13 protein-coding genes are annotated in these 22,740 nt (G+C 48.4%); 8 read left to right on the top strand and 5 right to left on the bottom strand.

Features of this window, described 5'->3' with window-relative positions; translation table 11 throughout:
* The first annotated feature begins 610 nt into the window (after positions 1 to 610).
* Genes cas3 through csb2 form a run of 4 tightly spaced genes read left to right on the top strand, consistent with a single transcriptional unit; the run spans position 611 to position 7,865 of the window.
* Positions 611 to 3,136 carry a CRISPR-associated helicase Cas3' gene (gene cas3 / locus RDV48_00375; protein ID MDQ7821223.1) on the top strand — a complete coding sequence of 842 codons (2,526 nt, stop codon included), beginning with the start codon at positions 611 to 613 and terminating at the stop codon, positions 3,134 to 3,136.
* Positions 3,133 to 5,214, top strand: coding sequence for a type I-U CRISPR-associated protein Csx17 (csx17, locus tag RDV48_00380; protein MDQ7821224.1), 2,082 nt, complete (start codon positions 3,133 to 3,135; stop codon positions 5,212 to 5,214). The genes cas3 and csx17 overlap by 4 nt, the downstream gene beginning before the upstream one ends.
* Positions 5,215 to 5,266: 52 nt before the next feature.
* Entirely contained in the window at positions 5,267 to 6,328 is a 1,062-nt protein-coding gene (gene cas7u, locus RDV48_00385) for a type I-U CRISPR-associated RAMP protein Csb1/Cas7u (GenBank protein MDQ7821225.1), read from the top strand.
* Positions 6,329 to 6,383: 55 nt separating this feature from the next.
* Positions 6,384 to 7,865, top strand: a complete 1,482-nt coding sequence (gene csb2, locus RDV48_00390) for a type I-U CRISPR-associated protein Csb2 (GenBank protein ID MDQ7821226.1) — start codon at positions 6,384 to 6,386, stop codon at positions 7,863 to 7,865.
* Positions 7,866 to 9,063: 1,198 nt separating this feature from the next.
* Here the strand turns inward: csb2 and RDV48_00395 are convergent.
* From RDV48_00395 to RDV48_00405, 3 genes are all read right to left on the bottom strand, one after another.
* A complete protein-coding gene (locus RDV48_00395; protein ID MDQ7821227.1) occupies positions 9,064 to 13,095 on the bottom strand; it encodes a hypothetical protein in 4,032 nt (1,343 codons plus the stop codon).
* A 615-nt stretch (positions 13,096 to 13,710) separates the two neighbouring features.
* The gene (locus RDV48_00400) at positions 13,711 to 13,893 is read right to left on the bottom strand and encodes a ribbon-helix-helix protein, CopG family (GenBank protein MDQ7821228.1); all 183 of its coding nucleotides are present in this window, start codon (positions 13,891 to 13,893) and stop codon (positions 13,711 to 13,713) included.
* Positions 13,893 to 14,162: a DUF2442 domain-containing protein gene (locus RDV48_00405; protein MDQ7821229.1), complete on the bottom strand. Its 270-nt coding sequence runs from the start codon at positions 14,160 to 14,162 to the stop codon at positions 13,893 to 13,895. Before RDV48_00405 ends, RDV48_00400 begins: the two co-directional genes overlap by 1 nt.
* Before the next feature lie 358 nt (positions 14,163 to 14,520).
* On the opposite strand from RDV48_00405, the gene RDV48_00410 reads away from it, so the two are divergent.
* The 3 genes from RDV48_00410 to RDV48_00420 are packed head-to-tail and all read left to right on the top strand — an operon-like array spanning position 14,521 to position 17,397.
* Positions 14,521 to 15,099, top strand: coding sequence for an RNA polymerase sigma factor (locus RDV48_00410; protein MDQ7821230.1), 579 nt, complete (start codon positions 14,521 to 14,523; stop codon positions 15,097 to 15,099).
* Positions 15,069 to 15,674, top strand: a complete 606-nt coding sequence (locus tag RDV48_00415) for a zf-HC2 domain-containing protein (GenBank protein ID MDQ7821231.1) — start codon at positions 15,069 to 15,071, stop codon at positions 15,672 to 15,674. Before RDV48_00410 ends, RDV48_00415 begins: the two co-directional genes overlap by 31 nt.
* Positions 15,571 to 17,397, top strand: coding sequence for a hypothetical protein (locus tag RDV48_00420; protein MDQ7821232.1), 1,827 nt, complete (start codon positions 15,571 to 15,573; stop codon positions 17,395 to 17,397). The genes RDV48_00415 and RDV48_00420 overlap by 104 nt, the downstream gene beginning before the upstream one ends.
* 74 nt (positions 17,398 to 17,471) lie before the next feature.
* Here RDV48_00420 and RDV48_00425 read toward each other — a convergent pair whose 3' ends face one another.
* Together RDV48_00425 and RDV48_00430 are read right to left on the bottom strand one after the other, a co-directional pair.
* Entirely contained in the window at positions 17,472 to 18,395 is a 924-nt protein-coding gene (locus RDV48_00425) for a hypothetical protein (GenBank protein MDQ7821233.1), read from the bottom strand.
* A gap of 140 nt (positions 18,396 to 18,535) precedes the next feature.
* A complete protein-coding gene (locus RDV48_00430; protein ID MDQ7821234.1) occupies positions 18,536 to 20,062 on the bottom strand; it encodes a hypothetical protein in 1,527 nt (508 codons plus the stop codon).
* Between the two features lie 132 nt (positions 20,063 to 20,194).
* Between RDV48_00430 and RDV48_00435 the strand changes: the two genes are divergently transcribed.
* A complete protein-coding gene (locus RDV48_00435; GenBank protein MDQ7821235.1) occupies positions 20,195 to 22,729 on the top strand; it encodes a protein kinase in 2,535 nt (844 codons plus the stop codon).
* Positions 22,730 to 22,740: the final 11 nt, after the last annotated feature.

Consider the following 22,740-nt stretch of genomic DNA (forward strand, 5'->3'; position numbering starts at 1 on the left):
GAGGGCAGGGGAATTCTCCCGGCAAACAGGGATTGTCTGCGCTGAGATGCACCTATAGCGACAATCCCAATTGTTTGCTGAAGAGGAGAATGTCCCCTGCCCTCTTCGCATATGGCTTTGTAACTGCAAGTTTTCCTCGTCTTCATCTCCCCGGGAAAAATTCTCAAAGAATTTCCCGCCTCTCTGTCACTATTCGCTCGGCAATGTTTTACTAAGGTGAAAAGTTTTAGAATAGCTCTGCCGTACATGTGTCAGCGGAAGGTGCTACGATGAATAAGTAATGCATGGAGGTGCATTTTATTACGGTGTCAAAGATTATAAGGAAAATCAAACTCATCTTTTCAAATATCCTAGCAAGAATCCCCGCTTTTTTCCCGTAAAATACTGTGTTCGATCTGGAAGTGTTTTGTATGAAGGAGATCTGAAGACAGTTTTCTGATGGCTCACATGGTACCTGATTTGTTTTCACTGACATTCATGATGTCAGCAGAGCATAGTAAAATGCGGTTATGTAATGATCGTGAAAGTTTGTCGGACATGCAAAGTGATATTATGATTTGATCTGAAAATCTAACGCTTTGATTATTTGAGGCCGACGGAGGAGATGACGGTGACTAATTTCAGTTCTTATGATGTTTTCTTTAAGGCGGCAACCGGCACAGATCCTTGGCCATATCAAAAGAGAATGGGATGTCATCAAGAATATCCCACTGTTCTCAGTGTACCTACAGGTGCCGGGAAAACCGCTGCAGTCGTAATCTCCTGGCTTTGGCGCAGATTGTTTTCTGGTGACGAAAAGTTGAGAAAGCAGACTCCAATGCGCTTAATTTACTGTCTTCCCATGCGGGTGCTTGTAGAACAGACATTTAATGTAATCAAGGAATGGATTGAGAAATTGGACGTCCCTTTCAATATGAATTCGTGCAAGGGTGTTATTGTTGCCAAGCTTCTCGGCGGTGATAAGAGTGTTTATACCTTTTCAGCCGATTCATCGGGAGGTTCGAGCAAATCCGATAATGAGAATCTTTGGTCTCTTTATCCGGAATCTGATGCAATATTGGTGGGCACTCAGGACATGCTTCTTTCCCGTGCTTTGAACAGGGGATACGGAGCATCAAAATACCGCTGGCCGAAAGATTTCGCGTTACTCAATAACGACTGTTTATGGGTGATGGATGAGATACAGCTCATGGGAAGCGGCCTTTATACAACAACCCAGCTTCAGGCATTCAGGGATTCATTTGGAGTCTATGGAGGCAGTCATTCATTATGGATGAGTGCCACGCTGAGAGAAGAATGGCTCAGAACAGTGAATTACCAGACACAAAGCATGCATCGCGAAGAGCTTCTAGATGATGATCAAAAGAACCGCTTATTGAATAGCAGGATGAAGGCATACAAAACTCTGCGCAAGGCCTCTTCAACACTAGACGATAAGAATTATATTTCAAGCCTTGCCAAGGAGGTTTTGGAACGTCATTGTAACAATATGAAACAGAAAGCCTCTGAGCGATCTCCAAGCGAATCCAGAAACACAATCGTTGTCCTGAATACCGTTCGAAGAGCAAGGGATCTTTACCGTAAAATTAAGGAACAACAAGGAAAACCTGATTGTGCGGTGAAACCGGAGATTGTCTTGTTGCATTCTCAGTTTCGGCCAGATGACAGAGAAAAAGCTTTGAAAAAAGCTTTAGATGAAAATGTCGGCCAGTTCGGCAGAATAGTGGTATCCACACAGGTTATTGAAGCGGGAGTGGATATCTCGTGTTCGCTCATGTTCACTGAAATAGCCCCATGGGCATCAATGGTACAGAGATACGGCAGAGTTAACCGATGGGGAAACCTTGACCATTCTGAAATATACTGGATCGGATTCAGTGATGAACCGGCTGACAAGGACCTCTTGAAAATCGTAAGTCCTTATCAAATTGAACAGATAAGGACATCTTCTGATATCTGCAAAAAATTCGAAAATAAGCAGGTCAATCCAGGATCGCTTAACTCCTGCAATCAGCAAATGGAGGTAGAAGAGGGCTTTGTGATAAGAAAAAAAGATATTGTAGAGCTTTTCGACACCACGGCAGACATTTCCGGGTTTGATATGGATATTTCAAGATTCATCCGTGAGGCAGAAGATTTCAACGTGCATGTGTTTTGGAGGGAAGACAGTAAGACTGTGCTTTTGAAATATCAGAATGATCCTGCGCGTAAGGAGCTTTGTAATGTGCCGGTGGCAGATATAAAGGAGATCCTGAAGAAAAAGCCCGGTACTGTGTGGAAGAAAAACTATATTGAAGGTGAGTGGCAACCGGCCGGCGCAAATGAGATTGTGCCGGGAATGGTGCTGATGATGAATTGTGCTGATGGAGGCTACCTGGAAGAAATCGGATGGAGCAAGGAGAGCAAAAGCCCTGTTGTATTGCCAGGTAATCCAATACATTTGGCATCTATGGATAATAACGCGTCCGATGACCTCTCTGAAAGCAATTCGTGGAAGACTATCCAGGATCATACAACCGGGGTAGTGAACAAGCTGCGATATATTCTGAAAATGCTGGGCTATGATAGTAGTCTTCCCGAGGACAGGTTAATCAAATCGGCTTTGTGGCATGATGTTGGGAAGGCTCACCCGGTGTTTCAAAAAAGCCTTCACAATAACAGCAGTCCTGCTCCATCTTCCAATGAGCTTTATGCGAAGTCGCCTTCAAAACGGATAAGGCACGAGCGGAAGGGATTCCGCCATGAGCTGGCGTCGGCACTTCTTGCACTTCAGAACGGAGCAGGTGATCTTATTGCATATCTGGCGGCATCTCATCATGGGAAAGTGAGGCTTTCCATAAGGGCATTACCTGAAGAAGATCGGCCTGGTGATAAGCAGAAGAGATTTGCCCGCGGTGTCTGGGAAGGAGACAGAATTCCTGAAGCTCCGCATTCAGAAATAAGAGTCGGTAATGAACTCAAGATACTACCCTCGGATATAGATTTGGTTTATATGGAATTGGGCCGCAGCGGTAAAATGGAAAGCTGGACTCAGCGCGTTCTTGGTTTACGAGAAGAATACGGGCCTTTCAGGCTGGCTTTTATGGAAAGCCTTATTCGAGCCGCTGATGAACGCGAAAGTGGAGGGCTTATATGATGACCGTAGATTTGCCTGGCTGCAAATTGGAACCCTTCTCATCCTTCTTCAAGTCACTGGGAATATTCCGCATTCTCTCAGAGCAAGTCTCAGACCAAATAAGGGGATACTGGAAGGAAGGAATCTTCCGCCTTGAAATGTCCCAAAATATCAATATTATCGACTTCTTTATTGATAAGTATAAACCGTCACCCATTCTTTCTCCCTGGAACATGGGAAGCGGATTTTATCCATATGATGCAAAGGGAGTGCCCGGAAACAGGGAATGTGTGAAGTCTCTCAATCAAATATCCAATTCGGCCGATCCGAGGGTGAGAGAATATTGTGAGACCATTGAGGACATAAGGCGTCTGCCGGGTTTTAACGAGAAGCTCAAATGCAGCGGCGATAAGGATAAAGCATATAAATCCAGATTGATACAGCAGTGCAGGAACTCGCTTGGCGAGAATTTTTTGAAATGGCTTGACACAGCAGTCATAATCGACTCTTCCGGGGAGCTCAGCTTCCCGCCGGTGATGGGCAGCGGGGGGAATGACGGCAATTCCGAGTTTTCGTCATTGTTTATGCAGATGATCCACTGGCTGATCCTTGATCCCAAGAATTGCCAGAAATCAATGAATCTGCTGGATAACTCGTTCTATGGGAAGCCATGTGAGGATTTTCAGAAATACCCTATAGGATTTCTCTATCCCGGCAGAGCCGGTGGACCTAATCAGGGCAATAGAATCGTGACAGAAAACATACCGATAAATCCCTGGGAATATGTTCTTGCCATTGAAGGTGTGCTCTGCTGGAATGGCTCTCTCTCAAGAAGATTTGCTTCCACAGGGAGTATATCCGCAAGGAGCCCCTTCACGGTAAGCAATGGCGCATTTGGCTTCTCTTCAGCATCAGATGACGAAAAGTCACGAGGCGAGATCTGGCTTCCAGTATGGAAAAATCCTGTCACATTAATTGAATTTATTCATTTTATTTCGGAAGGAAGGGCTGAATTAAAATCCAAGCGGGTCCGCAGTGCAATGCAGTTTGCAGAAGCGGTTTCTTCTCTCGGCACAGACAGAGGAGTCGGCTCTTTTGCGAGGTATGCACTTCTAGAAAGAAGGGGGAACGCCTATGTAACGGTTCCGGCGGGAGTCATATCAGTTAAGGAGAGAACCCATAATGATCTCGTAAGAGAATTTGACCCCGTGTTCAGGCAGTTCAGAAAAACCGAGAATACGACTCTCCTGTCCCATCTGAAGATGTTGCGTGAAAAGATATATCAGATGCTGATGCGTGGTAACGCTTCTGCGGTCATTGATGCATTCACTGTTCTCGGCCGTATAAATAAGGTCCTCTCAATACAGGATCATAAACAAAATAGTATAAATCCAATATATTCGCTCACAAGCAGGTGGATTGAAGCAGCTGATGATGGTTCTGTAGAGCTTCGCATTGCAGCGGCATTGGCTTCCATACAGACAGAGGAGAAGCTGGGTTCTCTCAGTGCATACCTGTATGGGGTTGATCCTATAAATGCCTATCAATGGAACAAGAGCTCAGGCAAGGTAAGCTGGAAGGGATCGAATTTTTCCAGGAGGCTCTCTTATGTACTGATGAGGAGAATGGTTGATGCTGCAAGAGAAAATGCTGAAAGAAATCCGCTGTCATCTGCCGTCTGTTTATCTGCCCGAGATGTGATGGCTTTCATAATGAATTTATGTAGCGATTCTCTGATAGAAGACCTCCTCTTCGCCTGTTTTTCTATCAAAGATATCAGGTTTATGAAAACACCTGAAAGGTGGAAGAAGCCGGTATATCAGCTTCCTGTCTCCGGCGAATACAAACTGTTAAAGAAGCTCTTTCTGCCGTATATTCCATTCAGCATTTCTGGTAAAAAGCAGACAATTAAGCCGGAAGAGGGAATTATTCCGAAATTATTGGCCAACAGAATTAGTGATGCCTGCCGAACTGCACAAAGACGCCTTTTTTCATCGGGTCTTAATCCTCCGGACGTCATATTTCCTGATCACTGCAATGGGGGCAGGCTTGCTGCCTCAATGCTCATACCGGTGAAAACTGCTGATCTGGAGTTTTAAAACTGAGAAAGTCTTTCTGAAGGTTCCTTAATAAAAATTTAGGAGGTAAGAGATGAATAACAATGTGACGGTTTTCTGCGACCAGATCCTTAAAAGTCCGAGACTGCTCCTTGAATGTGAGCTTGAGCCTGTGCAGGGTGAAAGATTTCAGCCGACAGGCTTCCCCGATATCGGGTCGGCGGTCTATGAGCTCCCTGATGGAAGGCGCAAAATTCTCGTGGAATCAGCGCAGTCTATGGCAAACAGATTTGAAAAAGTCTGCGTGAAAGGTGATGGACCCGGTATAGATGATGATCTGGCTGGGATTCCATATATCAAAGTAAAGCTGAAAGGAGCACTGAAATCTGAAACCTCCTCTCTTGTGGAAGCCCATAGAATTAATTCACCTTTTATTATTAAGGCTCATAAATCAAAGGAGCCCTTTGAATCGGTGTTCAGAGCCAAAAGCGGCTATGAAGAAAAAAAGCCGATTGACTGGCAAAAAGTTGCAGGGGCTTTGCTATATTATGATCCTTCTTCTCTTGTGCATGGTGTTTTTATGGCCAATATTGGAGATGGAAGGCTGAAGGTGCCGCGGCTTTTGTCAGCATTCATTGAAGCCGAAGATGTGAGGGAAGTCTCATACGGCGGCGTTAAAAACAATGCCTATGATCCTAAGGGTGAAATAAGAGCAAAGGATTTTGATAAAGATGTATATGGAAATGTGCCGTATCACAGAACGGAATATACCGCATCTGTAATAAAGGCATACTTTAATATTGATATCACCCAGTTACAGGGATATTTTGCCGGAAATGACCGTGTGAAAAAATTCTTCCTGGTATTCTGCCTGCTTAAAATTCGACGCTTTCTCAACAGGGGCCTTCGATTAAGGACTTCATGTGATTTCAAGTGTAAAGGCGGCCTGAAGATTACCATGCCTGAAAAATTACCTGCTGTGCCTGACGAAGGTGAACTGCTCAATGCCCTTCAATCAATGATAAAAGAGTGTGCAGACGAAGGGCTTTTCGCCTCTCCTGCGGTGACTGAATTGGAATGCGAATCAGTCAAGAAGGAAAGTAAGGCAAAGCCTGCGGATGATGGTGCCGTGAACGAAGAGAGAGAATCTGCATAATCCTGGCAGATGCTTCAGTATCAGACTGTTATTTTTGACCAAGGAGGCATCGGCTGTGATTGTGATAAGCATAAAATTCATTGCCGGCAGGTATCATGCGACACCCTATGGTAAACACGTTAATGAAGGCACTCCAGAATGGCCGCCATCTCAGTATCGTTTCGTACGAGCCCTGATAGATACATGGAAGCGCAAATTCTGCAATTACACTGAAATGCAGATTGCTCCAATTCTGGAACATCTATCCGATACTCCGGCCTTTTATGCACTTCCGAGAGTGATGACTTCACACCTGAGATACTTCATGAGTGCCAATACAATTGATCCCTCAGACAAAAACAAGATTCTGGATCCTTTCATCTCGTTGGGGAAAGCTGATACAATGCATATAGGGTGGCATACAAGTGAACCATTGTCTGACGGCAGCCAGGAGTTTTTAAGCACGCTTCTTTCAGGTTTGCAGTATCTCGGCCGTTCTGAATCCTGGGTCCAATGCCAGCTGGAAAATGAATGGGAGAAGATAAAATGGAACTGTATTCCGGAAGAGCGGCATGATGACCCATCAAATCCCATTGATGATGAACACCGTTTATTTATCTGCTGCACCAAGCCAAAAGGAGAGTACGAGAAGGAACCGTACGAGATAATCAGAGGGAAGAAGCGACAAACGGTAAGTTGGCTTGACGCAATATGCTACGATACTTCGAATGTTCTGCAGGATTGTCTCAGTTCTCCTCCTGGAATGATTACACTGCCCTATATATGCAAAAATGAGCTTTATGGAAAAGACTATCAGGTAAAAAAATTGCCTAAACTGAAGGTAAATACCGTCCTGTATGCTCTGAATTCAAAGGTGCTTCCACGGTACACAGAGGCAATTTCCACGTCAGAAATGGTTCGAAGGTTCCTTATGGGGATTCATAAGAAAGTTATTGGTGATCCTGCCGCAGTATCTGAAAAATTCAGTGGCAAGACGAGGAAGAGTGTTCCGCTGAAAGGCCATAAGCATTGCAAATTTATTGTATTCGATAACGATCAGGATGGGAAAACCGATCATATTGCCGTGATTGCCGGCGAAGATTACACTGATACTGAACTTGAGGCTTTGGGGAGAAATACGAGAATTCCACAAAGGGGGAACTATGAAATAAATCTGGTTCCTATTTACTGGGGAAGCCAGGAAGGCGTTCTCAAAGCGCTACCAAAGAAGCACAAATCTTCCAGAAGATACAAAAGCGTAACCCCTTTTTTGCCTGATTACCATTACAGGAAGGGCAGAGGCGATTTCCTGGCCTGGCACTGTGAAAAGCTTAAGAAAGAGTTCGGTTTGCATGGATATCCTGAACCACTGAAAGTGTCGCCATTGTATCCTTCAGGTAAGAATAAATGGTATGACTTCAGGAGAGCGCGGCCGTCCAAGAATGAAATACCTCGATGGGGCTGGGGTTTTGAGGTCGAGTTTGAGAATGAACAGAAGGTCCCTTTCACCATTGGCCACAGCAGCCATTATGGAATGGGGCTCTTTCTCCCTGATTAGCGAAAGGATGGCAGAAACATCTATGGCAATGGCATCTCACAACATTCCTGATTTGGTGCCGGTCAGAATGCTGAATCAGTATTGCCCGAGACTATTTTTTCAGAAATACCTACTGTTATAGTGATATAGTTTTTTGTTCTTTGACAAATGAATATAGAGTAGGAACTGCTGTGGTCATTGAAAATCGGTGGCTCCATTGAAGCGTGCCCTCGAAATATACAAGCACCGTGCCTCCTGCCTATATCCACCGATGAAAACCGGTGGCTCCATTGAAGCGAGGGGAATTGGGTCGAACCCATTGACCTCTTCTACGTATCCACCGATGAAAATCGGTGGATACATTGAAGGGTTACGGCTTTTTTCGACGACGCGTCAGATGATGCAAGTGTCTACCGATGAAGATCGTTGGCTCCATTGAAGTAATATCACTGATGATCAGAGAGTGGTGGCAGGACCTATATCCACCGATGCAAATCGGCGGCTCCATTGAAGCGACTGCGACATGGTGCTCTACCCCGGGGCACTTGAAATATCCATCGATGAAAATCGGTGGCTCCATTGAAGCTCCCACACTTCGACGGCTCTCCATTACCCGTTCTTCATATCCACCGATGAAGATCGTTGGCCCCATTGAAGCTACAATGTCTACACCGGCGACGTGACACGCTCCTAGAATATCCACCGATGAAAATCGTTGGCTCCATTGAAGCGCAAAATCGTAAAGGCGAGGCACATAGTTGATCACAATATCCATCGATGAAATCGGTGGCTCCATTGAAGCTCGATACCGATGCCTTCTATCTCATATATCTCTTCTTATATCCACCGATGAAGATCGTTGGCTCCATTGAAGCGACCTTTACGGCAACCAGAAGATCGTGGGCAACATTGATATCCACCGATAAAAATCGGTGGCTCCATTGAAGCCCGGTGACATTCCCAACAACCGGACCGTTGCAGGTTCATATCCATCGATGAAGATCGGTGGCCCCATTGAAGCACTTCAACTTTCGTCACCACCCCGGCCCGGTTGTATGCTATCCACCGATGAAAATCGGTGGCTCCATTGAAGCATGACAGCGACTGGACACCCATCGCCTGTGGCAGGTTCTTGAGGTAAGCAATGGCTCCGCTCTTAGCATATTAGATGAACCATGAACTCGGATGTTTGCTTGTATTTCTGTATTAGTGCCCAAGCTCAATTTCTCGCATCGATGCCAATTACAGTTATATTCCTGATGCAGGAATAAGCAACTTTCACCTTCTTGAGCAGAGCAGACCACTTGAGATCATCATGATGAATATTGAAAATCAATAATATTCCATTATCACAATGGAATCCTTCCATGTAACTTTTCAACTTCAGAAAAGATTCTTTTTCCGTAAGTTCTGCATTTAGACCAAGATCTTTATGGTCAGATTTCTTGACTTCAATCGCCTCCTTGATGTTGGGAGAGAAACCATATGAAACCAGGAAGTCCACTCTTTCATCATCAAGTTTCTGGGGTTCTCTCAATATGCTTCTTATCCCCAGATGCCTCAATTCGTCATTCAATTTTGTATAGATAAGTTTCTGTAATCTCGGTTCACGGAATGCCCTTCTATTGGAATCATAGAATTGTTCACGAGCTCCCTCAATTTCAATCCATGAGCGAAATTTTCCATCTATGAGTTCGATCACCTTCTCATGGAGTTCACGTGGTGTGTTGATATCAACATATTGGTGAGCCTTTAGAGTATTGTATTTCTTAATGCAGGCAGTGATTGATTTTTGTTGACCGAGATATACAAGATAGCTCCTCTTTAGTGTTTTAAATTTTTGCTTGAACCAATTAATGCCTTCTTCCTCTGCATGCCCCGCTATAAACTGCTCAAGCAATCTTATTGGTTCATAGTTGCCGAGATGTTTTAGATTATCGACATATTGAACTACAATATGCCATATGTATTGAGCATAATTCCAATAATTCATGTCTTCCCTTATGATGGTGAGTGAGAATCTCAAGAGATCCTGAAATTCATACCAGTATATCGACGATTTAATCACCATAATTGGATATGCGAATCTCTTATTATCCAGCTCTTCCTCTTCTGGACCCACCATGTGTCCGTTCAGAGGGTAAGAAAACTTGAATTTTCTCTCCTTTATTTGATTAATACGCCACTTAGTCGCCTCCTGATCATCATGGTTTCTAATTAGAAGTTCATTCGCTATGATCTGCAGAGCCTCACATAGACTCTCAGAGTTGCTTATTTCATTCAAGTAATTTCGGTCTGGCTGGAATTCTTCACATGCCCTCAAAGCCTTTTCGCGCAGGGAATCATCAATTTTATCATCGACAACAAATCCTCGTAGAATTGAAAGCAGACCGTTACTCCTGCTATGTTTGGCCAAATCTATCAGATTATCAGGTCTGAAGTATCTTAGATCATTCTCAGAATGGTAGATGTCCATGATGCGATGCATATCGCTATCGCGAATATTATCGATCAATTTGAGAATCGTCTCCATGCACTGATGAGCATATGGAATGAAACTAATGAGATTTTGTCTCATCTCTGGGCTTATCAGGATTGAGAGTTCATGTGCGACCTCAATGCAGTCCTCGAAAAGAAATATGTCTCCGCTCAAACTGAACTTTCTATTTCCTTTCTTACTATCACTCTCTAGAATTTTCAGGTGAAAATCCTTCGGATCGAATTTGGTGAGAATTTCAACCGTCAACAACTTAATTCTGTCAATATCTTCCTTCTGTAGGTATTGCTCCAATTTCTTACGATTATTGAGAAAGAATGAGAATAAATTGGTCATATATTTGCCTTCTAGGGGCGCTAACCTGAATCGGAATTCATCATAGATTCCTTCTTCTTTTGAAGTCTGTTCTTCCTTATTTTCATTCGCAGTATGCTCAGCAGTCTCAAATATGGATCTGAAATATTTACGGCCCTCCTCATAGATAGATATCCCCTCATCTCCTCGCATATCTCTGGCTGCTCTGAAGATACCATACAAGATCCAGATGGGTCCACTGTAATCCCGAAAGTATTCAGCGAAGGCTGATACATTCTTCATCGTTATATTCTCCGCAAAGAAATCTTTGAAACTGATTATGAGTTCGTTCGAAGCACCGGCATCCACAATTTCTTTACAGATTTTGTCAAAGATGTGTTGGTCTTTTGCCTCCAGCAATTTAAGTATTTCATTTTCCAAAGAGTCCGTGGACCAGGCATTCTTCACCATAAGGAAAAGAATTTTGAACAATTTCTCTCCTATTTCGATGTTATAACATGCGTTGATGGCTTTGAAAATCCCCTCACCATCTCTAGAAGAAGATCTATTGTCTCTTGAAAAAGCTCTCAAGAATGCAGAATCTTCAATGAGGCTGTCTAGAACCCTCCTAATGGCTTCGGACTCAGTAATCGAATTCAGGCACTGAAAAGCATGGGATTGATTTTGCTTCATTCCTTTGATAAAATAAGACACACTTTCAACAGCATTTGGATCAGTGACACGACAGAATTCAAGGAAACTATCTCTGACAGCCGAATCGGGATGATCGAAGGCACTAGCAACTTGTTTTATGATTGAGTTATCCTGTAAGCCAGCCAACGCATACAGTGCTTTTCTCTGGAGGACACCGTTTTCATTCTTGTCATTTGCGAATCGTATTAGTCTATTTCTCCAGTATTTCTTGGATTTCTCGCCAAACTTGTTCTTATGCAGGAGATAGCCAATTATGATTGTTATATTCCCCTGCCTGATATTGTCATTGCTGAGACTTACACTCTTCTTAACTCTCTTTCTTTTCTTTATGAAAGTCTTCAGGTATTTTTCCACTGAATCATCATAGAAATCTGCGAGTTTCTCATCAATTTCCCAATCGATCCAGACAAGCTCTTTCTGATATTGGTCAAAGACTCGCATGAAGATGCTTATTTTCTGAGCTTTCGATAATCGTGAAGTATTAGCATTTATGAGAAATCTCAAGTATTCCTTACTTTCAATGACTCTGTCATGAATTCCATAATTATTCATTCCAAATTCAACGAGGGGTTCAAGCAGATCTATACTCTGATCAACCGCAAACATTAATGTTTCGAACCAACTTGGATGAATTTCCTCGACTATTTGTTCAACAGCCAATTCGAAAATTGCCCTTTGGCCGCCCAAACGAAGTAATTCACGTGAGGCCCGGTATTCCTGGAGAGACCTATCTTCGAATGAGATGGATTTTCCATTGTCCACCAATAGGCTACGATCGAAGAGAATTCTCAATTTATCTGAGCTCAAGAAATTTGCTGCAATATTCGAGTTGAGATCATCGAGGATCGTCAACAATTCATTCTTGTCTAACTCATTCTTCTGATATATCTCCATTATAAGGGCGATCTTTTCCAGGAGATGTCTGACAAGCGCACTGTCCTGAAAGCCTTTCTTTGAATCCTCCAACGTTAACCTCTCATCAATGAAATAATCGAAGAGCTCCGATTTTGAGGGCTTATTGGGTCTGAACTTCAGGAAATAGTGCGCATATTTTTCAAGATAACGAGGGATTCGTATTATCGCTTCATTGTCAGGTGTCCGGAAATCATTGATGATTTCATTTATGAGTTCTTCACTGAATTCTCTTTTGGCTTCTGGGCTCATGACTAAAGAAAGATATTCACGAATCTGCTGATTATTAAATCTATCCAGATAGAAATAAGGGATGCCACTTTCTCTGAAGACTGGAAATTTTCTATAGAAGAATGATCTGCAAGCTATATAGATATTATTGTTGCTGAAACGCACCATGAAGGTACGAATCTGCTGTATAAGGTAGTTGAAAAGATTCTGATCGACTTCATCAAGGCCATCGAGGCATAGACTCAACGGCCTTGAATTGTTCGCAAGGACGAAGACAGACCCAAGTTCGATCGAAATTTGGTTCTCGATGAAGTCTACAAGCTGATCTCTTTCAAGATAAGATTTGAGTTTAATAATGAAGGTGCCTAAGCTTTTTCTTTCATTCCACTTCTTAAATTCTTCAAATAACCTTGTCTTGCCGTAACCCGGATCAGCAAGTATTATTGCTCTCTTCTTGGATTCCAGAGCTTCAAAAATATCATGCGTCTCCTTTCTATATCGTGAGCCCAGATAATCCTGAGAAATTTTATCTCTTAAATCTTCAAATCCCTTGAAATCTGAAAAGAACGTGTAATGAGGCGGGATATAGATTTCATTGCTCATAGTAGTTCGGGTTTCCATCAATAAAATTTGAACGGATCCGTTTTTACGGATAAATCGATTCCCTTAGCTGTACTGAAATACACAGTATTCGTTCATTATCAAATAAAATGTTGAACCTCGCCAATTACGCTAATATCATATATCAGGCTTATATTTGGGATTAATTTCTTCACAGATCTCGTCGCCACCTCCAGATTGAGGAAAGGAGTTTTGAGTCCGGCCTCCGTCGGAATCCGCAGAAATTATACAATAAATTTCCGAAAAGTCCAAATATTTCTTAAAGAAGAGCGGTTAAAGGGGCCAAAGAGAGAAAAATTCCGGAAAGCGGTGAGTCCGAGTGGGGAAAAAGACAGGACAGCGGGTAGAAAACCCTGATTCTGTATGCGCAGAACCAGAGCCCTTCCTGACCCACCCCTTATATCTCTAATTACGCCCGGGATGTCACTAGTCACCTGAAATGATCCACTGAGTAATCACCCTAATGATCCACTGAATAATCCCTCTTAGCCGATCATGGGTGGATCGATTAAGGCGATCAGTGACACTTGACCTTCGTCGCGAGGAACTTGGTCGCCCCTCGCGCAGGGGCGTGGATTGAAACAGAGGAGGGAATGGTCACAGGCTCTCTATGGCTTTTTCAATAATGGCCGTCACTGTCACACCTTGCTTATCTGCTTTGTCCTTCAGCTTGTCGAGCATCTTCTGAGAGAGCCTGAGCGTAAAAGGCTTCTTGCTTTCCCGCTCTCCCCTCTCAGACCTGCATACCGGGCATCGGCATCCTTGCTTGTGGCCATTCATTATGCCGCCCCCTTCCAGGCTTCAACTACTCTTTTCAGGGGGACCGCTGCCTCATAGAGAGAATCGGGACAGAAGTCTATATCATACTTGGGCCACCTCAGGGCACCGTGATCTATTTCCACCTGCCCGAAAATCTCTATGTCTTTCAGCGGCTGCATAACCTCCCCCCATAATTCGGGCTCGAAGTCAAAGACTTTAACGGCGCCATCATCGAACGTGAGCAGAAGTATATACCCGGAAATATGTCTCACATCAGTAACGATATGCATATGCATCCTGTAATCATTATAGCATATATACATACATCCGTCACTACATTGCAGGGCACAAGGTTAAAAATACCGGGTCGCCCCTCGCGCAGGGGCGTGGATTGTTACTTTTAATCACCAAGAGGCCAGGGGCCATTCTCCTCTTCAGCCAATGATTGAGTTTGTCACTATCTTGTCCAAGTAACACAGACAAACTCTATTGGCCGGGAGAATGCCCCTGGCCTCACGATTCTGGTGCAGAAAGTCAAGATCACCCGGTGTCACCGCTGTGCAGGAAATTTTTTCTGCTGTTCGAACTTTTTTCACCCTCCGTGCCTCATACTCTTTGGAGAACAAAATCCGTTACCGGGGAGCACATGTGAGCGAACTTGAACAGGCAGTCAGCCAGTGCAGAGGGGGCAACAGAAGCGCCTACCGCGCAGTCGTCGATGCCCTTTCATCAAGGGCCGTGAGGTTCGCCTACCACTTCCTGGGAAACTACCTCGATGCCGAGGACGCGGCGCAGGAGGCATTTCTCCAGGCCTGGCGGAGGCTTGAGACCCTCAGGGACGAGGGCTCCTTCACCGGATGGTTCTTCCAGATCCTCGCCAATACGTCAAGAAGGAAGCTTAAGGGAACAAGGACCGAGGAGAGCGTCGATGAGTATGAGTCGATGCTCGAGGACAGGCGCTACGATCCGGAGAGCCTCTACCAGAAAAAGGAGCGTCACGATGCCATGAAAGAGGCCCTCGCGAAACTCCCTCCCCATTACCGAAGCGCCGTCATCCTGAGAGACATCGAGGGGCTGTCCTACGAACAGATAGCGGCGGTGCTCCAGGTCCCCCTTGGAACCGTGAAGTCAAGAATCTCATCAGCGCGCGAGAAGCTTCGCATTGCGCTTTTTGAAACAGAAAGAGGTGACAGAGAATGCCGTGCAATGATCTCAAGGAAAAACTGAGTGCTTTTCTCGACGGGGAGCTCACCGCCGGGGAACGGCAGACCGTGGAGGAGCATCTTGCAACGTGCAAAGCCTGCAGGGAGCACGCCAATGAGCTGATGGAGGTGATCACCGTGGTGAAGGGCATGCCGGCGCCCTCACCGCGGGCTGATTTCACCGGGTCGGCATTGGCAAGAATTGCCAGGGAGGAGAAGCGGGTGCCTCTTATAAGGCGCCTGCTGGCCCCGGTGGAACAGGCGGGAATACTCCTTTTCCGGTCCCCCGCCTTCTATGGCCTGGCACTCCTCTGTGTCGTAGGCAGGTTCTGCCTCTCTCCCCCCACGGACACCCATGGAGAGTTTGCCCAGCTCAACAATCCCGCGTTCGTGCAGGCTCTCGCAAAAAAGGGCGACGCCGTGAAGATTGTCGTGTCGCGCGGTGAAGAGATACCCGAGATAAACTCCATTGAAAACAAAAAGGAGGGACCTTACGATGTTCACAAGAAAGACATATCTCACAGGGTTGCAGTTCGCCGTCATGGCGGCCCTCGTGGCCCAGGGCTTCCTCGCCATATACTTCGCCATAGTGACTCCTAACTTCATGAGGGCTGTCGTCACGCACAGCTTCTATAAGAACTGCGCCTGGGTAGCCGCCATGTACCCCGCTTTCCTGGAAAAAACCTCCTGGTACACGGGAAGCATTATTGTCCTTGCAGTGATTATGGGCTACATCGCCATGAGAAAAATGAATTTCTTCTCTTTCATCAAGGCCATGTTCACCGAATATGTGCCCTTCGCAGAGCAGGCACTCTTCATGGCACCTCTCACGTTTCTCATGCTCATCGCATCCCTTTTCATAGTGCCGGATGCCCGCGCCCTGGTGCCTTTCGGCTACTACGGTGAATCGGCCTTCCTGATGACAATACTCCAGTGGATGACCTCAGTATGCTTTGTGGTGCTCCTCATCATATCAAGATACCAGTGGCGGCATATCAAGGCCCTCAAAGGCTTCGGCCCTTACGGCTCTGTCCTTTACTCGATTCTCTTTGCCCTCCCCCCTGCTCTTGTCCTCTACATGGGGAACACCACAATTACCAATTTTGTCCAGAGCGGAAAGATCGAGGGGCTCCTTGAGTTCATCGTGGTGAACTGCACCCCCAGGGCTATCGCCATAGGCTTCACCCTCGCCCTGGCGCTCCTCGGCTTCATGGGGGGGCTCCTCCTGCCTCTCATGGCCTTCAGAAAAGAAGAAGGCAGGGACTATCCCCTCACAAGGGAAGCTCTTTCCTACCTCGCCCTTATGGCGGTGATCATCGGGGGAGGCGCGCTGTTTTATAAACTGGTGCTGGTGGAAAAACTCCATTTCTTCACTGACGGCCGGGAAGTCCTCGCGGTCACCGAGGCACAGGCCACCCCCAGGAAAGCTCTTTTCTTCGGCGAGGGGTCATCGGTGAGGGAGTGCATGCTCTCAGCTCCCACTACTTTCTATACAGAAGAGAACATGGAGCGCCTCAGGCAGTACCTGCTCAGGCACCGCAGGCCAACGGCCTATACCTCGCTGGCGACGTCCCGCCTTGCCGACTGGCACATCACCGGCTGGGATCTCCCCGGCGCCTTTGAATGGACAAGGGTGAGAATAGACAGCCACTATGAGAATATCATTGACATCATGATCTCGCTGGCGGTGCTCTCAAGGGCTCACAGCTCGCCGGACCTGGAAAAATATGTCGCACACCTCGCTGATCCAAAGGTCTTCACCTACCCCGGCGCATACTCATGCCTTCACATTTACAACGTCATGCTTCATTACGGCCACCACAGCGAGGCGGCAAAGTTCATGGAGCAGGCTTTGAAGCGCCCCCAGGGAAATGAGCAGGTGGCGCAGTATCTCAAGAGACACAATGACGTCTCCGAGGGCCTCGGGGTCATTACTGGGGAGGTGCTCCGGGAAGGGAAAGGGCTTTCCGGCATCAAGGTGCGCCTCTTTCCCAAAAAGCCCCCGGGCTACAGCGATGACAGGGCCCTCTCCGAGGGAATTTACCAGCGCCTCAAGGAGGAGCAGAAGACCCGCAGGCAGGACCTGAAAGAATTTCTCAGGCGCACATGCCCCAACTTCCTCAATATGCGTGAGCTCTATGCCGTGACAAAAACCGATGAGGCGGGCCGTTTCACCTTCAGTGAGCTTCCCGTCGATGACTACGTGGTGGCCATAATGCTCGAAGGAAACGAGAGCCGCCTCACGGCAGCGTCAGGCCCCGGCATCGCCCGCGTCACCCGCGTTGACGAGAAAGTGGCCCTGCCTGCCATAGAATTGAAATAACCATTAAGGGTCAGACATGCAAAAAGGTGCCCCGCGAGACGCGGAGCACCTTTTGTTGCTTCCTGAAAAGTTTCCTAGTCAGCCCATGATTTGCTGAGCCACTTTGAGGTAGTCTCGTGGAACTCCTTGACATCGTGGGCCCTGTTTTTCACCGACTCCACAAGCCCTTCCTTGTAGGCATCGGCGAAGCCCTTGTAGACGCCGTATACTGCACCGCCGACCGTGCCGAGGGGGGTGGCGAGCGCTACTGCCACGGGAACCAGTATGGACGCGGTGGTCTTGATGACGGGGCCGACGCTATCAGTCTTGTAAATTGCCTCATAGGTTCTGTAAGTTGCCTTGGGAGTCTTTGCAAGGGTCAGGCCGCCGATTCCCACACCCTCAATGGTTCCGCCTGCGACGGCACCGACAAGGCCCTTGCCTGCCTCAACGAGCTTGATGTCATAGGGCTTCTCGCCGGGCTCAAGGTGGGGCGTCTCGAATTCCTGCATCGCATCGACAGCCTTCTTGGCAAGGTCATTATGGAAATGCTTCACATCATCTGCCGTTGCTTTCACCGCGGAACCGAAGCCGTGCTCAACGCCCTCGCCGAAGCCGTGGAACATGCCGTATCCAAGAGATCCAACTGCTACAATGATAGGGGCGGCTACAGTCGCGACGGGGAGAAGCGCGGTAAGGGTGGTCTTGAGGACGGGGCCGATGGTGTCGGTCATCCATATCGTTCTTCCTGCGTGATATACTGCTTTCGGAAGGTTCACGAGCGACGATGCGGTGTTTCCCACTGTCTCTATGCCGGCGCCGGCAACGGCGCTCGCAAGGCCGGTGACGGCCTGCTTGATGGTGATGTCCTCTTTTTTGTGCTCCGTTGAGCCGTCGCTCACTGAAACGCTGTCCTGGGGCTGGGCATCGGCCTGCTGGGGAGCTCTCTCCCGGGGCTTTGCCTGCTCCTGGGCGGTAAGATTCACCGGCTGATTTAATGCAACACTCTGAAGCGTCATGATCGTGTATCCTCCTAAATTTTACTGCTCATTTTTCACAGCCTAAGCATACCGCGAAATGCCCATGCCATGCATCATCTTTCCGGCAAGGGGAAAAAAGGGGGAGCCAAGATGCAGGAGCCGGGAGGCAAGGTGAATTTTCAGGGCCTCTTTATCATGGTGAGAAACCACGAATCAAGGGGGGGCACGCCAAGGACAATCTTCCAGGCATCGCCCTTATTGCGGGGCCTTTCCAGGCTCCCCGGGAAAGGCTTCTCCCCTTCGAGGGTGGCAAGTGAGAGATCCGCATCCTTCCATTCGTCGGGGAGAAAAGCGTTCACAGTCACCACGCGCTTTTCTCTTCCCAGGTTGGCGATGAGGAGTCCGGCCCTGTCTCCTGCCTGCGAGCGGGTCCCCAGGCCCGCGAAAAGGCCGTCATCCTGGAGCACCACCGTACGGCACCGCAAAGGGGTCTTTTCCTTGACAAGCCATGTGAGCCTCTCGTGGCATGCCAGGGGAGTGGCCTTGTTCTCGGGGGTGAAATAACAGTATGCATAGAAGTTTCTCTTCTTCGCCTTTTCTTCTATCGTCGGAGGAAAGGCACGGGCGCTTGCAAGATAATAACAGGATCCATCCAGGATGCCCTGCCAGCGTATCTTGCATGAAAGGGCATAGGTGGCAATAGCCTTTGAATAGGCTGCCACTTCCTCTGGCGTAGGAGATGATTGTGCCGCCATTACCCTGTCGTTGAGGTACTCCTTCAGGAAACCGCCGGCCTGCCACTCCGAGTTCCACAGGGCCGTGCCCTTCATGCCATATTCATCGAGGAGCGCGCGGTATGCCCTTGCAATTTTCTGATTCGCCTGGGGAGAGGTGTCCCTGCCGTAAGTGTGGAAGCTCAGCACCGGCAGGGTGACTTTCTGTTCCTTCAGGATCGTGAACAATTTCCTGAACCTTGGCTCCCAGGTGCCCCACTGGTCCCAGCTGAAGGGGATCCCCGGCCCCACGGCCTTGACAGGCGTGCGGGGATGATTCCTGTTGTACCGCTCTATAGTCCCGATAAACTCGATGAAGGCAGGGATAAGCCTCTCCGACTCCTTCCCCTTGAAGCCGCCAAGGCCGTTCGGCTCATTGACGAACTCCACGTACTTTACGGCATAGTCGCTTCCCCCTGCCCAGCCGTTATTGAAATGCTCAAGGCATTTTTCCACAACCCGGCACCACCGCATCATGTTCTCCGGTGCCCTCCCGCCGAGGTTGGGTGTCACCCAGAAATCAGAATGCCCCACGTCATAGGAAGACTGCCAGAGGATGTCGCATCCTGCCTCCCTTGCCGCCTTGATATGCCTGTCAATTTCACTGAAGTCATAATTCCCCGGATCATCGGGGTTTGTGATATCGACGGGGAAAATGCCTGCAAGGGTAAGGGTGTTGGGGTAGCAGTCCTGGGGGAAGCGGCAGAGCTCCACGTGATATTCCCTGAAAAGGGAAACTTTCTCCCTGTCATAGGACACAATGGGATAAGGAGAGCCCTGGACACCTGAAAGGCGGCTGAACTCTCCCGCAGGAGCCCTGTAATCGACGTTTATCATGACGCCGGCGGCGAAGACCGGCGTTCCTGCCGCGTACTCTCCCGCAAGCAGGAGCAGGAAAACGATTATCACTCCATAAAGGCGTCGGCGCATCATGGTCCTCCTGAACTGAAACTTAGTGGATCATGCCCAAAAACCTTTCGGAGCAGGTCAGTGAATTACCTGCCACAGGCCCTTTGATCGAATCATGATAATCTGCTATAATCAGGTACGCAGGATTTACTGACGATGAGCAGCAACCTTCCCGCACCCCGGACCCGCTACCACGGCCGCGATGTCTTCCCGCGGCTGGAAGATTTTTTCGTCAAGGAATGGCTTGGCGGAGGGATCTATTCCAATTTCTACCTCGTTGAAGCGAAGAGAACAGGGAAGCTCTACTCTCTGAAACTCTGCCCGGCCACCGATACAAATAATGACCCCCTCGCGAGAGAGGCGGCTCTCCTCTCGGAGCTCTCCCACCCGGGCCTCCCCACCTTTTATACTTCCATAACCTTAAATGACAGAACCGCTCTTGTCTTTGAAGCGTTTCACTCAAAAAACCTGAGCAGGCATATTTTGAACTCTTTCACCAACTTCAACGCCTTCCTGCGGCCCAGCATGGTGAAGGAAATCGGCCTCCAGCTCATTGACATCCTGGCTTATCTCCACTCGCAGGGCATAGTTCACGGCGAGCTCAGGCCTGAAAATATCGCGATCCTCCAGGGAGAAAAGCCCCGGGTGCTCCTTCTTGACCTTGGCCTTGGGAATGAGGACAGAAGGAGCGTGCGGGAATATTCGGTGTATTCTCCTCCTGAGCATGCTGAAAGGATAATCGTCGAGAAAAATGACATGTGGTCCCTGGGCATCATTCTCTATGAGCTCCTCTTCGGTAATACCCCCTTTGACCGCTCCCTTGCAGACGAAAATGCAGGCCATCACGCTGGCAGCAGATGGCCCGTCGCCTTCTCACAGGAAAAGCTCCTCACCTGGCTCAGAGCCGCCGCCGGCACTCCATACATTGACTTTTCAAATCCGGGATATTATATTGACTGCAGCATGTGCAGCCTCAACGAGGGCTGCGAAGGGACCGTCTTCGGCGCCTATCCTTTCTGCGCCGTAGTCCACAGGGAGCACAGCAGGGACAGCGCGGCGCTTGGCGCCCTCATGGACTTCATAGGTGATCTGCTTCTCAAGGGACCTCTCACCCGACGGGCAGATGACCGCAAGGCAATGGCCTTTTTTCAGAATCCTGAAAGAGAAGGCCCTCCCTCCATTCTTATCAAGAACTTCCTCAGGCCCCTTCGATGGATTTCCCGCGGCGACGGCTTCTCGCTTCTTTCCGTGGAAGACACGAAGTGCGGGAGCCATTATGCCCTCCTCATATGCGATGCCGGCATAAGCGAAGAGCGCATCGAAGCCACTGAAAACCTTTACCGGCAGAGCGACGGGAGCTTTTTCCCAAGGCTCATTGACACCTTTCACTGGATGAGAAAGTGCTTTCTGCTGGAGCCCTGGGAAGGCGAGCCCCTCTCACGGTCATCAAGAAAAAAGGAATGGCTCCCCGCCCGCTCCATCGAGGCAATTGCCGCGCTGGCTGGCCACGCTGCGAGATTTGATGAAAAGATCATTGAAGAGGTGATCCTCACCTCTGACTCAGTGATTGTGAAACAGGACTCCGGCGGCACAGCCCTCAGGTGGTACGGCATCGCAGGCAAGGGGCCCTCGACGGCCCTTTACCGGCCGCCTGCGGAGCGGGGGGAAGGCGCCCTCCTCTGGAACATCGCCTCTCTTCTCTATGAGCTTTTTACCGGGCGAACTCCCCATGGGGTGATCATGCAGGGACATGACCTCTCGATGAGAGACTTTCACAGGATTCTGTGGCAGAGGCTTACCGAGCTGCGCCGCCAGGGCTATGGCCTTCCCGAGAGCATCTTCTATGACGAGAGGCTCGTGAGCTGTGACCGGTGCCGCGACCTCATGGACAGCCCCTCCCCTGAAAACGGGTGGCGCGGCAGGCCATGCAGAGGTGAGCTCTGCCTGGAGGGGAGAAGCAAGATCCTCAGCTTCCTGCTCCCCATCCCTGTGGCCATGTTCCTTAAAAACGACCTGCTGCTCTTTGACGAGCACCGTCGGCTCTCCTTCCCCATGATGAGGGAGAAACTCGAGGCATTCCGCTCCCTGGACGATGAAAAAATGAGCGCCCCCGTATGGATACCCCATTTCACCTCATTCCTTCTCCATTTCAGGAGGGTCGTGAATGAGAGCCCTCCCCGCAAGGCCTTTTCCACCGACCCAGGTGAGACAGGCCGCACATTTGCCGTCAACCCTGAATGCGAGGCCGTCCCGCCGGACTTTTCATGGCTGCCTCCCCCCATGGAGAACCTCCCCTATATCCTGGTCTCGGGATACGAGGCCCTTGAAGGGATCACCGGAGTGCGCCATGGTGAAAAGGAGCGGCTCATCTCCCTCTATGAGTGGAAACCTGAACTACGGCTGGCACCTGCCCTCCCCCCCGACAGGGACTTTCTGAAAAGGCTCCTCAGGGAGGGCCACCAGAACATGGCCCGTCACCTCTCGGCGGCAGGGTACCTGAGGAGGGCCCTCATCGAGTATGAGAAAGCCCTCGACCTGGACTCAAGCGACAGGGAAAACCTTGAAGAGGCCATCATCACAAGCGGCCTGCTGAACGATCTCCCCAGGGCGAGGTATTACCTGGCGCTCCTCAGGAAAGAAGGCTCCTCGCCGTCCCTTGCGGCCCTGGCCACTTATATCGACGGGAAGTAACCTGACGGGGA

The organism is Candidatus Eremiobacterota bacterium (genome assembly GCA_031082125.1).
GTDB lineage: Bacteria > Vulcanimicrobiota > CADAWZ01 > CADAWZ01 > Ess09-12 > Ess09-12.

Coding starts and splice junctions, on each gene's coding strand:
- csx17 (MDQ7821224.1), top strand. CDS start 3,133: ATGATGACCGTAGATTTGCCTGGCTGCAAATTGGAACCCTTCTCATCC.
- cas7u (MDQ7821225.1), top strand. CDS start 5,267: ATGAATAACAATGTGACGGTTTTCTGCGACCAGATCCTTAAAAGTCCG.
- RDV48_00395 (MDQ7821227.1), bottom strand. CDS start 13,095: ATGAGCAATGAAATCTATATCCCGCCTCATTACACGTTCTTTTCAGAT.
- RDV48_00400 (MDQ7821228.1), bottom strand. CDS start 13,893: ATGAATGGCCACAAGCAAGGATGCCGATGCCCGGTATGCAGGTCTGAG.
- RDV48_00405 (MDQ7821229.1), bottom strand. CDS start 14,162: ATGCATATCGTTACTGATGTGAGACATATTTCCGGGTATATACTTCTG.
- RDV48_00415 (MDQ7821231.1), top strand. CDS start 15,069: ATGCCGTGCAATGATCTCAAGGAAAAACTGAGTGCTTTTCTCGACGGG.
- RDV48_00420 (MDQ7821232.1), top strand. CDS start 15,571: ATGTTCACAAGAAAGACATATCTCACAGGGTTGCAGTTCGCCGTCATG.
- RDV48_00425 (MDQ7821233.1), bottom strand. CDS start 18,395: ATGACGCTTCAGAGTGTTGCATTAAATCAGCCGGTGAATCTTACCGCC.
- RDV48_00430 (MDQ7821234.1), bottom strand. CDS start 20,062: ATGATGCGCCGACGCCTTTATGGAGTGATAATCGTTTTCCTGCTCCTG.
- RDV48_00435 (MDQ7821235.1), top strand. CDS start 20,195: ATGAGCAGCAACCTTCCCGCACCCCGGACCCGCTACCACGGCCGCGAT.